The organism is Paractinoplanes maris (assembly GCF_023544465.1).
In the GTDB taxonomy this organism is placed as follows: Bacteria; Actinomycetota; Actinomycetes; order Mycobacteriales; family Micromonosporaceae; genus Actinoplanes; species Actinoplanes maris.
This window is the reverse complement of the sequence record NZ_JALPVL010000010.1, coordinates 229,066-244,395: the sequence shown is the minus strand read 5'-3', so window position 1 is coordinate 244,395 and position 15,330 is coordinate 229,066. Positions and strand designations below refer to the sequence as shown.

Annotated in this window: 13 protein-coding genes; 6 read left to right on the top strand and 7 right to left on the bottom strand. The window is 72.3% G+C overall.

Features of this window, described 5'->3' with window-relative positions:
• Complete coding sequence (locus NAG42_RS28625; protein ID WP_250034913.1) at positions 1 to 2,292, top strand: hypothetical protein; 2,292 nt, start codon at positions 1 to 3, stop codon at positions 2,290 to 2,292.
• A 19-nt stretch (positions 2,293 to 2,311) separates the two neighbouring features.
• Here NAG42_RS28625 and NAG42_RS28620 read toward each other — a convergent pair whose 3' ends face one another.
• Both NAG42_RS28620 and NAG42_RS28615 read right to left on the bottom strand, forming a co-directional pair.
• Positions 2,312 to 3,640, bottom strand: coding sequence for an MFS transporter (locus NAG42_RS28620; protein ID WP_250034911.1), 1,329 nt, complete (start codon positions 3,638 to 3,640; stop codon positions 2,312 to 2,314).
• Between the two features lie 2 nt (positions 3,641 to 3,642).
• The gene (locus NAG42_RS28615; protein WP_250034909.1) at positions 3,643 to 4,581 is read right to left on the bottom strand and encodes an SDR family oxidoreductase; all 939 of its coding nucleotides are present in this window, start codon (positions 4,579 to 4,581) and stop codon (positions 3,643 to 3,645) included.
• 187 nt (positions 4,582 to 4,768) lie between these two features.
• Between NAG42_RS28615 and NAG42_RS28610 the strand changes: the two genes are divergently transcribed.
• Positions 4,769 to 5,602 (top strand): helix-turn-helix transcriptional regulator, encoded by an 834-nt coding sequence (locus tag NAG42_RS28610; RefSeq protein ID WP_250034907.1) that lies wholly within the window; start codon positions 4,769 to 4,771, stop codon positions 5,600 to 5,602.
• On the opposite strand, the gene NAG42_RS28605 is transcribed toward NAG42_RS28610, so the two are convergent.
• The gene (locus NAG42_RS28605) at positions 5,599 to 7,032 is read right to left on the bottom strand and encodes a flavin-containing monooxygenase (protein ID WP_250034905.1); all 1,434 of its coding nucleotides are present in this window, start codon (positions 7,030 to 7,032) and stop codon (positions 5,599 to 5,601) included. The two genes, NAG42_RS28610 and NAG42_RS28605, sit on opposite strands and share 4 nt — an antisense overlap.
• A 41-nt stretch (positions 7,033 to 7,073) precedes the next feature.
• Positions 7,074 to 7,886, bottom strand: coding sequence for an alpha/beta fold hydrolase (locus NAG42_RS28600; protein WP_250034903.1), 813 nt, complete (start codon positions 7,884 to 7,886; stop codon positions 7,074 to 7,076).
• Here NAG42_RS28600 and NAG42_RS28595 point away from each other — a divergent pair.
• On the top strand, positions 7,885 to 9,525 hold the full coding sequence (locus tag NAG42_RS28595; protein WP_250034902.1) for a GMC oxidoreductase: 1,641 nt from the start codon (positions 7,885 to 7,887) through the stop codon (positions 9,523 to 9,525). The two genes, NAG42_RS28600 and NAG42_RS28595, sit on opposite strands and share 2 nt — an antisense overlap.
• On the opposite strand, the gene NAG42_RS28590 is transcribed toward NAG42_RS28595, so the two are convergent.
• Both NAG42_RS28590 and sigJ read right to left on the bottom strand, forming a co-directional pair.
• Positions 9,450 to 10,607: an NAD(P)/FAD-dependent oxidoreductase gene (locus NAG42_RS28590; protein ID WP_250034901.1), complete on the bottom strand. Its 1,158-nt coding sequence runs from the start codon at positions 10,605 to 10,607 to the stop codon at positions 9,450 to 9,452. The two genes, NAG42_RS28595 and NAG42_RS28590, sit on opposite strands and share 76 nt — an antisense overlap.
• A 66-nt stretch (positions 10,608 to 10,673) precedes the next feature.
• A complete protein-coding gene (gene sigJ, locus NAG42_RS28585; protein WP_250034899.1) occupies positions 10,674 to 11,624 on the bottom strand; it encodes an RNA polymerase sigma factor SigJ in 951 nt (316 codons plus the stop codon).
• 148 nt (positions 11,625 to 11,772) lie between these two features.
• Between sigJ and NAG42_RS28580 the strand changes: the two genes are divergently transcribed.
• From NAG42_RS28580 to NAG42_RS28570, 3 genes are all read left to right on the top strand, one after another.
• On the top strand, positions 11,773 to 11,982 hold the full coding sequence (locus NAG42_RS28580; protein WP_250034898.1) for a hypothetical protein: 210 nt from the start codon (positions 11,773 to 11,775) through the stop codon (positions 11,980 to 11,982).
• 166 nt (positions 11,983 to 12,148) lie between these two features.
• Positions 12,149 to 12,508, top strand: a complete 360-nt coding sequence (locus tag NAG42_RS28575) for a hypothetical protein (RefSeq protein ID WP_250034896.1) — start codon at positions 12,149 to 12,151, stop codon at positions 12,506 to 12,508.
• 37 nt (positions 12,509 to 12,545) lie between these two features.
• On the top strand, positions 12,546 to 13,676 hold the full coding sequence (locus NAG42_RS28570) for a HEAT repeat domain-containing protein (protein WP_250034895.1): 1,131 nt from the start codon (positions 12,546 to 12,548) through the stop codon (positions 13,674 to 13,676).
• Here the strand turns inward: NAG42_RS28570 and NAG42_RS28565 are convergent.
• Positions 13,649 to 15,319 (bottom strand): alpha-amylase family glycosyl hydrolase, encoded by a 1,671-nt coding sequence (locus NAG42_RS28565; RefSeq protein ID WP_250034893.1) that lies wholly within the window; start codon positions 15,317 to 15,319, stop codon positions 13,649 to 13,651. The two genes, NAG42_RS28570 and NAG42_RS28565, sit on opposite strands and share 28 nt — an antisense overlap.
• Between the last annotated feature and the right edge of the window lie 11 nt (positions 15,320 to 15,330).

The following is a 15,330-nucleotide window of genomic DNA, read 5'->3' as shown; positions in this document are numbered from 1 at the left end:
ATGCGCACGCGGCCAGTGACCTATCGCGAGCTTCTCCGGGTCGGCCGGGCCGGCGGGGTCCTGCAGGACGGTTCGGTCGACGCCGGCGTCCTGCGCCGCTGCGCCATCGAAGGCAGCAAAGTGGACCCGCACGGTTTGCACCTGCGGCGAGTCCACGTGCGCGGACGGCTCGACCTGGCCGGCGCGACGATCGGGTTCCCGCTCAGATTCGAGGAGTGCCGCTTCGACGCCGCGCCGGTGCTGACGAACGCTCAGGTGCCGAGTCTGGCCATCACCGGCTCGCCCGCGCTTCCCGGGTTGCTGGCCAACGGCGTACGGGTCGCGGGTGACCTCGACCTGTCGCGCTCGGCCGTGACGGGCGCCCACACGACGAGCGCCAGCACGTCCAAGCGGTCCGCCATCTGGCTGTGCGAGTCACACATCGGCGGCCGGCTCCTCTGCGTCGACACGACGATCGAGACCGACGGCGAGCGCGCCATCCAGGCCGACCGCATGCAGCTGGGCGGCACGGTCCGGCTGTTGCACGGCTTCACCACGAACGCCGAGATCCGCATGGTGGGCGCCCGGATCGACGGGTCGCTCGACTTCACCGGCGCGCACGTGCGGAGCCGGTACGGGCTCGCTCTCGATCTGTCCGAGGTACAGGTGGGCGGCAGCCTGTTCCTGATCCCCAAGCCGGGCGCCGGCCGCACACCGCTCATCGAGGGCCGCATCGACCTCGCCAACGCCGACGTGGGCGGTCAGTTCCTCGTCCGCGACGCGGTCGTGACCGCCTTGTCCCCCGACGCCGCGACCCGCACGTACGGGCCGAACCGCACCGGCGGAAGCGCGATCAACGCGCCGCGGCTCACGGTTGGCGGCGACCTGACGCTCGAGGGCGCCTGCCGGGTCGACGGCGGCACCGATCTGTCCCAGAGCGACCTGGGCTCGGTGACCGTGAGCGCCGGTTGCCGGCTCGCCGCTCCCGGTGCGACCGCTCTGAGTCTGGCGAACGCGCAGGTACGGTCCAGCCTCCTGATGAGCGGCGGCGTCACCGTCGCGGGCGAGCTGCGCTTCACCGGGCTGCGCGTCCAAGGCACGCTGTCGATGCGCGACATCCGGCTCGGCGGGGCCCGTGCGGGCGTGCTGATGACCGGATCCGGGATGACCGTGGAGGGCGACCTCCGGCTGGAGAGAATGACCGCCGACGGCGGAGCGGTTCGGTTCCGCAGTACCGCGATCCGGGGCACCGTCGATGCCGGCGGCGCTGTCCTGGACAACCCCGACGGCGCGGCGCTCTCGTTCCAGCAGGCCAGGATCGGCGGGTCGCTGCGCCTCGTCGACGGATTCCGGTCGACCGGTTACGTGCTGCTCAACCGCGCCACCATCGAGGGGCGGCTGGTCTGCCGGGGCGGCACGTTCCACTGCCCCGGCCCGACGAGGTACAACCGGGCCGGCCACGCGATCGAGGCCATCTCCACAACGGTCCGCGGCGGACTCTATCTGGCCTGGGCGGAAGTCAGCCCGAGTGTCGATCTGACCAACGCCGTCACGCCGATCCTGGCCGACGAGCCGGACCGGTGGCCCCCGCGCTTCGTCATCTCCGGGTTGACGTACGACCGATTCGAGCATCCCGCGGGCACCGGCGGCCCCATCGCCTGGGACAGACGCAAACGTCTGGTCTGGCTGAGCAAGCAGACGGTCTACGACGCCGGCCCGTACGAGCATCTGGCCTCCGTCTTCCGCCGGCACGGCTACACGGCCGACGCCGAGGCGATCCTGATCGCCCAGCGCCACGCCGCCCGCCGCACCGGGCACGCCCGCCCGCACCCGGTGCGCCGGGCCGTCGACGCGGCCTACGGCTGGACGGTCGGCTACGGCTTCCGCCCCAGCCGCGTCCTGTGGCTGTTGCTCGTGCTGCTGGCCGCGGTGACCGTCTCGCTCCACCTGCCCGGCGCCCGCGACACCCTCCGGGCCGTCGACGAGCGGGGCAATGTCTACGCCGCCGACGGCCGCCTCGTCACCGTGACCCCCGACCTGCCCACGCCCAACCTGCTCGCCGAGGAGAGCCGCGACCGGCCCCGCCGCGACGCCTGCGGCGAGGGCCAGGTCCGCTGTTTCAGTCCGGAGCTCTACGCGATCGACACCGTGGTGCCGCTGATCTCTCTGGGCCAGCGCGCGACCTGGTACGCCAACGCGGAGTCCCCGCGCGGCACGCTGATCGACTGGTGGCTGAACCTCGCCACGCTGATCGGCTGGCTGCTGTCCACTATCTTCATCCTGTCGTTCGCCCGCCTCAGCCGCACGACCTGAGCCCGGCGCGGGCCGGCGATCAATCCGGGCTGTGCGGGCGAGACGCGAGGTCGCTCAGCACTTCGGACGCGGCCAGCTCGTCCCGCGCGGCCAGCTGGTCGAACCCGCGCACGGCCGGGTACGCATACGATCCCAGCGTCGCGATGAGGGCGGCCCCGACGACGAGGGCGCCGATGAGCGCAGGGATGACCGGGTCGTAGGAGCCGTACGAGTCGTAGCCGAGCCCGAGCAGCAGCGGCCCGAACGCGGTGCCCAGCAGGAAGGCGGCCTGGACCGGTCCGACGATCCGCCCGAAGTGGCGGGTGCCGAGATACCGGGTGATGAGCACGGCCAGCAGGTCACCCTCGATACCGAAGGCGAGCCCGATGAAGGCGACCGCGACGGCGGCACTCGGGAACGGCGGGTGCAGGAAGAAGAGTCCGGCGATGGGGGCGAGCATAACGATCGGCCCGACGATGGCGCCGTGCACCCGGTCGATGACGAAGCCGCCGGCCACCCGGCCGGCCAGGGAGGCCAGTCCGAAGATGACGAGCAGCGAGCCGGCCTGGACGTCGCTGAGTCCCCGGTCGGTCATCATGGGCACGAGGTGCACCTGCAGGCCGATGACGACCACGCCGACCAGGCCCAGGCCCACCGCGATGCCCCAGAACTGACGGGTGCCCACGGCTTCCCGGAACGTCAGGCCGGGCAGCTCGAGACTGACCTCGCGGCCCTCTGCCCACGTCTCGCGCACGAGCCGCCCGCGGACGTGCCGTTCCGCCCGGGCCCGGACGAACAACGTGACCATGGTGACCGAGACGACCACGGCCACCAGGGCCATGCCCACGTAGGCCGCCCGCCACCCGACGCTGTCGATGAGCGCGCCCGCCAGCAGCGGAGCCAGGGCCGTACCCAGTCCGATGATGCCGGTCACGATCCCGATCGCCAGGGCGCGATTGTTGTCGAACCAGCTCACCACCGCCCGGGTGGCCGGGACGACGGTTCCCCCGCCGAAGAATCCGACGAAGAAACAGGGGACGAAGTAGACCGGCGCGATCGGCGGCACCACGGCGATCAGTGCCATGGACACCGCGAAGAGCACGAATGACGGTACGAGGAGGTAGCGCGCGGCGAAGCGGTCGACGAAGCGGGCCACGATGAGCAGGCCGATCGCCATCCCGACCGCGGCGACCGAGTAGGCACCGGTGACCGTCGTGCGGCTGAAGCCGGTCTCCTCGGTGATCGGCAGCACGAACAGGCCGATGGTGGCCAGGTACATCTGCGGGCCGACGGCAGCGGCCGTGCCGCCGCCGACCACCACCCACCACGGGTTGGTGAGCCTGGACAGGCGAGGCGCAACGGTTGTCATGGTCAGGCCACGACGATCGGGGTCTTGGTGAGCCGCTCGGAGAGCTCCCAGATCCGGGCGGCGTCCTCCGTGCTGCGCAACGGCGGGTAGAGCGGCTGTTCGGCCGGCGCCCCACCGAGGTTGCCCGGACCGCTGGGCCCGTAGAAAGCGCCGGGCTCGGCGGCGGTCGCGGCCACCAGCGCGGGCAGCTTGGCGGTCTCCACGGTGCCGAGCAGGATGCCGCGGGCCGACAACGCCCGGATCAGCCGGTACTGCGGGCTGTCCTGGTCCCGGCCGAGCTCGGGCCGGGCGGCCAGCAAGCTTGTGGGGGCGACCCCGGGGTGGGAGAGGTTACTGATGATGCCCCACCCGTGCGCCTGACTGCGCCGTTGCAGCTCCAGGCCGAACAGTCCCAACGCGATTTTGGACTGGCTGTAGGAGCGCATGCCGTTGTACGAGCGCTCCCCGTTCACGTCCTCCCAGTTGATCGTGCCCCGCCGCGCGGCCACGCTGATCTGGGAAGTCACCCGGGCCCGGCCCGCGCGCAGCAGCGGGAACAGGTGACTGATCAACGCGACATGGCCCAGGTGGTTCGTGCCGAACTGCAGCTCGAACCCGTCGGCCGTCGTCTGCCGGTTCGGCGGGCGCATCACCCCCGCGTTGTTGATCAGGATGTTGATCGGGCGCCCCTCCGTGCGAAGTCCCTCACCGAGGGCCGCGACCGAGTCCAGCGACGACAGGTCCATGGTGCGCAGGGAGACCTTCGCGGTCGGCCGGCTCAGCCGGATCGTCGAGATCGCGGCCTCACCCTTGCGCCGGTTGCGGACCGGCATGATCACCTCGGCGCCGGCCGCGGCCAGCCAGGTGGCCATGCCCAGCCCCATCCCGTCGCTGGCTCCGGTGATCACGGCCAGCTGTCCGGCCAGATCCGGGATGGTGACGTCGATCGTTTTCCGTGGCATCAGTGTGCTCCTGCGGTCGGGGTGCCGGCTTGTCCTGGTCCCCAGCCTCGGGCCCGGCGCGAAACGCAACCAGGGTCTACCGATCCATGTCTGCGGGGCCGGCCGTAAGGGGGGATCAGCAATCCGTGGCTACCGGTCGGCATCCGCGGTAGAACGGGACAGACACACGGCGCTGGAGGACGCGGACATGATCGATCGAGCCGGACTGGCCGATTTCCTGCGCCGCCGGCGCGAGTCGCTGCAGCCCGAGGAGGTGGGCGTGCCGCGCGGGCAGCGCCGCCGCACCGGGGGGCTCCGCCGGGAAGAGGTGGCGACCCTCTGTCACATCTCCACCGACTATTACAGCCGGCTCGAGCAGGAGCGGGGCCCGCATCCCTCCGAGCGCCTGATCGCCGCCATCGCTCAGGGCCTGCACCTGTCGCTCGCCGAGCGCGACCACCTGTTCCGCCTGGCCGGCCACAGTCCCCCGGTTCGCGGCGTGACCAGCGAGCACATCGGCCCCGACCTGCTGCGGATCTTCGACCGGCTCACCGGCAGCCCGGCCGAGATCGTCACCGAGCTCGGCGAGACACTGCGCCAGACCCCGATGGGCGTCGCGCTCACCGGGGACACCGCCGCGCTCTCCGGTCCGGCCCGCAGCCTGCCGTTCAGGTGGTTCACCGATCCGGCCGGCCGGCTCCGTTACCACCCGGACGACCACGAGCGGATGTCGCGGGTCTTCGCCTCGGGCGCGCGCAGGCTGGCCACCATGCGCGGCCCCGGGTCCCAGGCCGCCCGTCTCGCCGAGCTGCTGCTCACCGAGAGCCGCGAGTTCGCCGAGCTGTGGCACGAACACACGGTCGGGGCCACCTTCGACACCGTCAAACGCTTCGTCCATCCGGAGCTCGGCGTGCTGGCCCTCGATTGCCAGACGCTGCACGACCCCGAGCAGTCACATCGGCTTCTGGTCTACACCGCCGCTCCCGGGAGCGAGACCCACCGGAAACTGGAACTGCTGGCCGCGACAGCCGCGCCGGGCTAACCGTCCGACCGGTAATCGGACGGGCGCAGCCGAGCCACCCGGCGGCGGTATTCGGCGGCCATCCCCGGCCAGTTGGTGACCACGCGGCCGGCGGCGTTGCGATACCAGCTCTGGCAGCCGGTCCACACGCTGCGGGCCAGGCGGCGCTGGACCTCGCCGTCGAAGGCGGCCGCCACCGAGCGGCGTACCTCGAGCGGACCGGCGCCGGCGGCCAGGCGCCGCACGGCCTGGACGATGTAGGCGGCCTGGTGCTCGATGAAGTACAGGACCGAGGTGTTGCCGGAGTTGGTGTTCGGGCCGTAGACCAGGAACAGGTTGGGGAAGCCGGGAACGGCCAGACCCAGGTGGGCGTACGCGCCGGTGGCCCACTCCCGGGCCAGCGGGCGGCCGTCGCGCCCGGTGACGCTGATGCCGGCCAGGAAATCGGTGGCGGCGAAGCCGGTGGCATAGACCAGCAGGTCGCACGGGTGGACTGTGCCGTCCACCGTGCGTACGCCGGAAGGGGTTGTCTCCAGGACCTTGTCCGTCACCAGGGTGACGTCGGGGCGGGTCAGGGCCGGGAGCCAGTTGTTGGTGAACAGGACGCGTTTGCAGCCCATCGGCTCCTCCGGGGTCACCTGCGCGCGCAACTGAGCGTCGCGGACCTGCAGGCGGCGCTGCGCGCGGGACACCGTACGGAGGAAAGCGCCGGCCAGGCGTCCACCGGTGACCGCCCGGCCGGTCACCACCGTCATCGCCCAGACACCGGCTCGCGGCAGGCGCATGAGGGCCGGCACGCGGGAGTACGCGAAGTGGCGGCCGGCGCCGTAACGGCGGTCGGGGCGGGGCAGTGTCCACGGCGCGGAGCGCTGGAAGACGGTGATGTGGGCGGCCCGCCCGGCGATCTCGGGTACGAGCTGGATGGCGCTCGCCCCGGTGCCGATCACGCCGATCCGGGCGCCGTCGATCGGCAGGTCGTCGCGCCACCGGGCAGTGTGGACGGCCGGACCGGCGAAGGTGCCGGGAATGGGCGGCAGGACGGGATTGCCGAGCTGGCCCACGGCGGGGATGAGGACGTCGGCCTCGAAGACAGTGCCGTCGCGGGTGGACACCAGCCACCGGTCGCCGGTCCAGGTCGCGGCGGTCACGTCCGCGTTGAGACGTACCCGGGAGGCGACGCCCAGAGTCTCGGCCGTCCGGCGCAGATAGGCGAGAATCTCGTCGTGGGCCGGGAAACGGCGTGTCCACTGGGGATTCGGGGCGAACGAGTACGAGTACAGCGGCGCGGGAACGTCGCAGGCGCAGCCGGGATACGTGTTGTCGCGCCACACCCCGCCGATCGACGGCGCCCGCTCGAGCAGGACGACGTCGTCGAAGCCGGCCTCGAGCAGGGCGGCGGCAGCCGCCACGCCACCGAAACCGGCGCCGATGATGACGATCCGGGGATCCACCGACCGAAACTAGCAGTCTATTGGCGGTGTGCCAATAGGCTCTAGCCCGCCTCCAGGAGCAGCCGCGCACAGGCTTGCGGATCGTCGGCGAAGGGCAGGTGGCCGCACCCCGTCAGGCGTACGTGCCGGGCCGCGGGCAACAGGCGACGAGCCCGCCTCGCCTGACCGTAGGGCAGCACGAGATCGCGGGTCCCCCATGCGACCGTCACCGGGACCGCCCCGGCCCCGGGAAAGCGCCACTTCGCCAGCTCCCGACGGCTGGCACCGAAGCCCGGCGCGGCCACGAGGGCCCGGGCATCGGCCAGCGCATCGGGCGCCGACAGGTTCAGCGGCCGCGCACAGAAGATGCCGCACAGCGCGGCGCGCCCGGGCCGGGTCCGCAGCAGAGCGGGCAGAACCGGCCCCAGCAGAGCACCGCCGGCCCGCGCCGCACCCACCGTCGCCTGACACCAGCGCGCCCCGAACGAGCCGTAGAAACCGATCGGCGCGAAAGCCGTCACCGACCGGGCCACCCCGCGCCGGCCCAGTTCCAGGGCAACCGCCGCGCCCAGCGAGCTTCCGCCCACCGCGGGCCGCACCACGCCGAGCGCGTCGAGCAACTCGGTGACCCGGTCGGCGAAATGCGCGACGTCGCCCGGCCCGCCGTCGGGCGGTGACGAGCCGAACCCCGGCAGATCGACCGCGATCACGTCGAAACGAGCGGCGAGCAGCGGCAGAACAGGCTTCCACACCTGCCATCGGCTGCCGATCCCATGGATCAGCACGAGCGGACTGCCGGCACCTTCCCGGTGGTGACGCATGGATTCCACCCCGCTTATTGACAGGCCGCCAACAACGGTGCCACCGTACGCCATGGCGTACGACTACGACGTCCTCGTCGTCGGATCGGGCTTCGGCGGCAGCGTCACCGCGCTCCGGCTGACCGAGAAGGGCTACCGGGTCGGGGTGCTCGAGGCCGGCCGCCGCTTCGCCGACGATCAGCTCCCGCGCACCTCGTGGCGCCTGCGCCACTACCTCTACGCGCCCGCGCTGCGCTGCTTCGGCATCCTGCGGCTGACCCTTCTCGACAATGTGCTGATCATGTCGGGAGCCGGCGTGGGCGGCGGCTCCCTCGGCTACGCCAACACCCTCTACGAGCCGCCCGGCAGTTTCTTCGACGATCCGCGCTGGTCGGCGGTCACCGACTGGAAGGACGAGCTGGCCGCGCCCTACGACCAGGCCAAGCGGATGCTCGGCGTGGTGGACAATCCGCGCGAGACGGCGTCCGACCGGGTGCTGTTCCAGGTGGCCACCGAGCTGGGTGTGGAAAAGACGTTCCGGCGTACGCCGGTGGGCATCCATTTCGGGCCCGGACAAGCCGATCCGTATTTCGGCGGCGCCGGACCCGACCGCGAATCGTGCACGTTCTGCGGGTCGTGCATGACCGGCTGCCGGGTCGGCGCGAAGAACACCCTCGGCAAGAACTACCTGTATCTGGCCGAGAAGGCGGGGGCCACCGTCCATCCACTGACGACGGTCACCGACGTACGCGCCCGGGCCGACGGCGGATTCACCGTCCGCACCCACCGCACCGGCGGCCCCAGCCGCCGGACCTTCACCGCCGGGCAGGTGGTGTTCGCGGCGGGCGCGCTCGGCACCCAGCGCCTCCTGCACCGCCTGCGCGACCGGGGCCGGCTCCCGCACGTCTCGCCCCGGCTGGGCGAGCTCAGCCGCACCAACTCGGAGTCGATCCTCGGCGCCCGCACGGCCCGCGGCGACGCCGATTACAGCCACGGCATCGCCATCACCTCGTCGATCCACGTCGACGCCGACACCCACGTCGAGCCGGTCCGATACGGCAAGGGCAGCAATCTGCTCGCCCTGATGTCGACAGTGCTGGTCGACGACGCCGGCGGCCGGTCGCGTCTGCTGGCCGGCTTGCGCGAGCTCGTCCGCGACCGCCGGAACCTGCGGCTGCTGGCCTGGCCGCGCCGCTGGTCCGAGCAGACCGTCGTGCTGCTGGCCATGCAGTCGCTCGACAACTCCATCACCGTGCACCGTCGCCGCGGCCGGTTGCGCACCCGCCAGGGTGTCGGCGCACCCAATCCGGAGTGGGTGCCCGCGGCTCACGACGTGGCCCGGCGGGCGGCCGCGCAGATCGGCGGGGTGCCGCTGGGCGCGGTCACCGAGCTGGCCGGCCGCCCGGTGACCGGCCACTTCCTGGGCGGGTGCAGCATCGGCACGACGGCCGCGAACGGGGTCATCGACCCGTACCACCGGCTCTTCGGCCATCCCGGTCTGCACGTGATCGACGGCTCGGCGGTGGCCGCCAACCTGGGTGTCAACCCGTCGCTGACGATCACCGCCATGGCCGAGCGGGCCCTCTCGCTGTGGCCCAACGCCGGCGAGCCCGACCCCCGGCCACCGCTGGGCGCGCCCTACCGCCGACTGCCGGCGGTTTCCCCCGTACGCCCGGTGGTGCCACCCGGCGCCCCCGGAGCACTGCGGATCTGACGGCGCCGGACCGGCATCAGCACCGTCGGGCGGGTCAGGCTCCACCCCGTACCCGAAGAGATGAACTCTTTGATGCGGGCAGCTCGCGGGCCGGTGACGGCGGCCGCCACCGACCGGCCGTCGGCCGTGGCGAACTGCAGGACGCCGTCGCGCCGGCCCAGGCTGACGCACTGACCGTAGTAGCGGATCGGGAACCCTTTCGGAACCCGTCGTCCGGTGAGGCGAGCGGCGATGGCGTCGGCCGCCTGCCAGGCCGTCGGGATCGCCGTGGCGCAGGCCATCCGCAACGGCCGCCCGTCGGGGCCCTCGGCGAACACGGCGTCCCCCACGGCGTACACCTCGGGGTGCGAGACCGAGCGCATCGAGCCGTCGACCACGAGGCGGCCGGTCGGCGAGACCGTCAGCTCGGACGCCGAGGCGATCGGGTGCGTGGTGAAGCCGGTGGCCCACACGGTGACCGAGGCCGGGATCGGCTCGCCGTCCCCGGTGACCGTGGTGTGCTCGTGGACGGTGATGCCGAGCCGGTCGAACACCCGGCCCAGGTGCCGCCGGGCCTTGTCGCCGAGCCAGTCACCGACACCGGCCCGGGCCGCGATCGCGACGTGGAGGTCCGGGCGGGACTCGGCGATCTCGGTCGACAGCTCGATCGCGGTCAGGCCCCCGCCCACGACCAGGACGGTCTCGCCCGCGCGGAGCTCGCCCAGGCGCTCGCGCAACCGCAACGCGGCGGGCCGGGTGGCGACGTTGTGCCCGGGCGCGGTGGCCGCACTGCCGAGGGCGTAGACCAGTGTGTCGTACGGGATCTCGCGGTCGGTGAGAATCACCCGCCGCCGCCCGGCGTCGACGGCCGTGATCCGCTCGGTCCGGACGTCGACCGCCGTGCCGGCGAAGACGCCGGCCAGCGGGCGGGCCGGGAGCTCCTGCCCGGTGGCCAGCTGGTGCAGGCGCAGGCGCTCGACGAAGTCGGGGTCGGCGTTGACCACGGTGATCCCGGTGCCGCCGGGGTGCAGCCGGCGGGCGAGACGGCCCGCGGCGTGCGTGCCGGCGTACCCGGCTCCGAGGACGACGATGCGGTGCTTCATGGATGGCGCTCCTGTCCGGTAGGCGTGCCTCTTGAACCGGACAGCGGCGCGATTCCTGACAGGTCGTCAGGACCAGTTCTCGATCAGGGGCTCCCCGCGGTCGGCGCCGGCCCACCACCGGCTCAGGCGGGCCAGCTTGGCCGGGTTGGCCTGGATCAGGATCGTGGCGATGCCCCGCGGCGTCAGCTCGAGCGAGACGACACCGACGATCCGCTCACCGCCCGCGTCGTCCAGAGCCACCAGCGCCGCCGGCCCGCCGTTGACCACGGCGGCGTAGAAGGCGATGCGGCCCCCGCCGATGAACCGCTTGGCCAGGTCGGGCTTGAGCGCGCCGCGCAGCACCCGCGCGATGGCGAGCGCCCCGAGGATCGGCGTGCCCCGGGCCGGAACCTCGCCGCCGCCGTCGGCCACGCCCCGCGCGTCCTCGGTGAGCAGCTTGACCAGCGGCTCGATCTCGCCCCCGAGGGCGGCGGCCAGGAACTCCTCGACGATCTCGCGGGTGGCGGCGGCATCGGCCTCCACCCGGGACCGGTCGGTGGCCAGGTGCTGCCGGGCGCGGCGCAGCAGCTGCTGGCTGTTCGCCTCGCTGAGGTCGAGGATCTCGGCGATCTCACCGTGCGGGTAGCCGAAGGCCTCGCGCAGCACATAGACCGCCCGCTCGGCCGGCGTCAGCCGCTCCATCAGCGTCAGCATCGCGATCGACACCGACTCGCGCTGCTCGGCGGTCTCGGCCGGCCCGAGCATGCGGTCGCCGTCGAGCACGGGCTCCGGCAGCCACTGACCCACATAGCTCTCCCGCCGCACGCGGGCCGAGGCCAGCTGGTTGAGGCAGAGGTTGGTGAGCACTTTGGTCAGCCAGGCTTCCGGCGTACGGATCTCCGCCCGCTCCGCCGCCTGCCACCGCAGGAACGTGTCCTGAACCGCGTCCTCCGCATCCTGAGCAGACCCCAGCAGCCGATAGGCGATCGCCTCCAGGCGACCCCGGAAACGCTCGAACACCTCGACCTCGTGCGGCATCGCTCCACCCTGCCACGATCGGGCAATCGCTGTTTACCGACAGCGCACGACCGGTATACGGCGTACCGTCGCGCTGCGTAGTCCTCGGAGGTGGCGATGCGACCCTTTCGCGACGTACCCGAAGCCGTGGATCCTGACCGGCCTTGTCGTGGCGGTCATCGCCGTCCTCGGCGGCACCTGTCTGGTCCGGCTGGCGCTGAGCAGCCAGCCCGAGGTCGGCGTGTGGGCCGGGCCGAGCACCACGGTCTCGCCTGACGCGACAACGGACACACCCGAGCGCCGGGACACCACCCCGGCCATCACGGACGCTCCGAACCCGCCGCCACCGTGGGCTTGCTCCTGGTGGGCCGGGCCCTGATCGGCATGCTCCGTCCGGCGGTCGCCGCCGGCGAGACACCGGGCGCGACGCCGCTCTCCCTCGCGGTGGGTGCTCCGCTGATCGTGTACGCGGCCTGGACCGCTCGACGGGTCATGCTCGAGAGGCCGGAGAGGACTCGTGGTATCGCGGGGAATTCGCCGCACGGATGGAGCGCGGCCTGGTCGTGGGCGCGTTCGGCGTACTGCTGGTCGGTCTGTTGTGGGCCGCCAACAGCTTCGCCGGAGCGTACGGCACCGGGCGTGCCGAAGCCGAGTCACAGGTCCTGAGCCGGCGGCCCGAGGTGGTGCTCTTCACCGAGGAAGCGCTGCCCAGCACGCCGGCCGGGGTGACTCACGCCGACCTCGGCCAGGGTGTCGAGCCCCGTCACGAATACCGCGGCCTCCGCCTGCTCCTGCAGTCCGATGACCGGCTCTTCCTGGTGCCGGCGCAGTGGACGGACGAGTCGAGCACGTTCGTCGTGCCCTACGACGACAAGATCCGGCTGCGACTCCTCGCGCCGCGGTGAGGCCGAAAATGTCGTACGCCCGCAGTAGGGTCTCGCCGTGCTCGAGAAGCTGGATGACGTGCCCTGGTCCGACCTTCACCATGCCTATGGCCCGGCTGACGATGTGCCCGCTGATCTGCGGGCGCTGCTGTCCGACGACGCCGATGTGCGCAAGAAAGCTTTGTGGAATCTCTACGGCACCATCTTTCATCAGGGCACGCGTTTCGAGGCCAGTGCGCCCGCGGTGCCGTTCCTGCTCGAGATGGTGGCCGCGGCGGGCACACCGGCCCGGGCCTCGCTGATCGAGTTGCTGGTCGCGCTGGCGATCGGCTACGACGAGGCCTACCTGCCCGACGGTTTCCCGCTCGACGAGCTGCGGTCGGCGGCCGCCGGTGGGGAGGCGCTGCCGGCCGACGGCGGCGCCGAGCGGTTCGGTGCCCTGACCGAGAGCGATCAGGATCGGGTGCAGGCGCGCATCGAGCTGCAGGTCTACGAGGCGGTCGGCGAGGGCGTGCCGCTGTTCGCCTCGCTGCTGTCCGACGGTGACCCGGCGGTGCGCGAGGCGGCCACCTACGCGCTGGGCTGGTTCGCCGCCGAGGCCCCGCTGCCGCTGGCCGACGAGGACGCGTCCGTCGCCGCGACCGCGATCATCTCGCTCGGGCTGCGCGGGATCGCCCCGTCCGGCGCCGAGGGTGATCCGCGCGGGGTCGTCCGCGGCGCGGTGGCCATCGCGCTGGCCCGGGTCCACGGGCGGCAGGCCTCGCGGGCGGTCGTCGACGAGTTGCTGCGCTGGGCCGGGGGCGCCGAGCGGACCGAGGTGCCCTACTTCGACGGCGATCTGGCCGGCTACGCCGCCCGGTCGTTGCGGCTCGTGCTGGGTGATGACGACGATGAGGCGCTCGACGTGCTGCTGACCCGCATCCCGGCGGTGTCCGGGGTGCAGGCGCAGCCCGTGGTCGAGGAGGCGTTGCGACGCGTCTTCCCGCACGGGCCGATCGCCGCCGGGACGCCGTTCGACGACCTCACCGAGCGCCAGAAACGCGTGGTCCGGGTGCTTGCCGCGTCCCCGTCGACGTGGTTGTTCCTGGAGCGCGCCTACGGCACCTTCCGGTGGCTGATCGGCGGTTACGGGCTTCCGCTGGACGCCGACGCCATGCGCGCCTATGCCGGCATGGCGAAGACGCCGTAGCCGAAACCGGCCAGCCGGAGCTCGCCCGGGGTGATGTCCACGCCGGAGGCCCGGATCGCGGTGGCGCCGTCGAAGGGCAGGGTGGCCGGCTCACGGCGCGGGTTCAGCACGACGAGGTGGGTGCCGCCCCGGACGTACGCGAAGGGGTATCCCTCCGAGACGACGACGGTCGACGCCCGGGTGCCCAGGGCCGGGGTGGCTGTGCGCAGCGCGATCAGCTCACGGACGAGGTTCAGGGTCGACGACGGGTCGTTCTGCTGGGCGGCGACCGTGGGGCGGTCCGGGTCGGGGTCGATGGGGAGGTAGAGCTGGGTGGGCCCGGCGGTGGAGAAGCCGGCGTTGGCGGTGTCGTCCCACTGCATGGGGGTGCGGCAGCCCGCCCGGTTGTAGCCCGGATCGCAGATCGAGCCCTCGACGTCGGGCAGCCCGGGGAGGTATCGCATGCCGATCTCGTCGCCGTAGTACAGGCAGGGGACGCTGCCCCAGGTGAACAGGAACATCAACGCGGCGCCGAGCTGCTCGGGCGTGCGCGGGCCGCAGCGCAGGCGGTCGAAGTCGTGGTCCGCGGTGGCCAGGATGATCGAGCGATCGGGGTGGTTGTCGCGCGCGGTGGCCCAGGCGTCGAGGAACGGCCGGGTGCTGCCCCGGCCCTCGGCGTCGAAGAACGGCTCGCGCGGGGCCTGGAACGGCAGCCGGCCGGCGTACTGGTTGTTGAAGAGACTGGCGTGCGCGTCATGGATGACCAGGAAGAAGTCGGCGTCGAAGGCGAGCGGCCCGCCGGTGCGCGGCTCGGCCCCCTCGGGGATCAGCACCGCGTCGGGATAGGCCTTGTCGAGCCACTCGCGCAGCTCCCGCCAGAGCGCCACGGTCTCCGCGTATCCCCGGGTCAGCTCCTCGTCCTTGACCAGGGAAAAAGCCATGTCGACCCGGAAACCGGCCACGCCCAGGTCGAGCCAGTGGGCGATGATGTCGCGCAGCGCCTGCCGGTTGCGCAGCGGGCCGGGCGCGTCGGTCGCGTCGCGCCACGAGTCGTCCCGCGGGCGCTCGACCCGGACGTCCGCCGGCTGGTCGGACTCGTCCTGCAGGGGCAGCTCCTCGGGCGCGGCCGCGGGGCGCTCGACCCAGCCGAAGTTCAGCGCGGGCTGCTCGTCGTAGAAGTTCTTGAGGTAATAGCCGCGGCGCGGCCCGGGCGACCGGACCCAAGCCGGCCGGCCGGGCTGGTCGCGGGTCCACGTACGGTCGGGCAGTTCCTCGGTCCAGATGTAGCGGTCGCCCTCCGGGTCGGGGCCGTCCGCGTTCAGCTCCTTCCGGAACCAGGGATGCTCGATCGACGTGTGCCCCGCGACCAGGTCGAGCACGATGCGGATGCCGTGCTCGCGGGCCTTGGTCACCAGTTCGGCCAGGTCGTCGTTGGTGCCGTACCGCGGCGCGATCGTCAGGTAGTCGGACACGTCGTAGCCGGCGTCGACGAACGGCGACGCGAAGCACGGGTTGAACCAGATGACGTTCACCCCGAGCGAGGCGATGTGGTCGAGCTTGTCGATCACGCCGCGCAGATCCCCCACCCCGTCACCGTTCGAGTCGGCGAACGACTGCGGGTAGATCTCGTACATCACGGCATCAGCCAGCCATTCGCGTCCCATGACCGCCATGC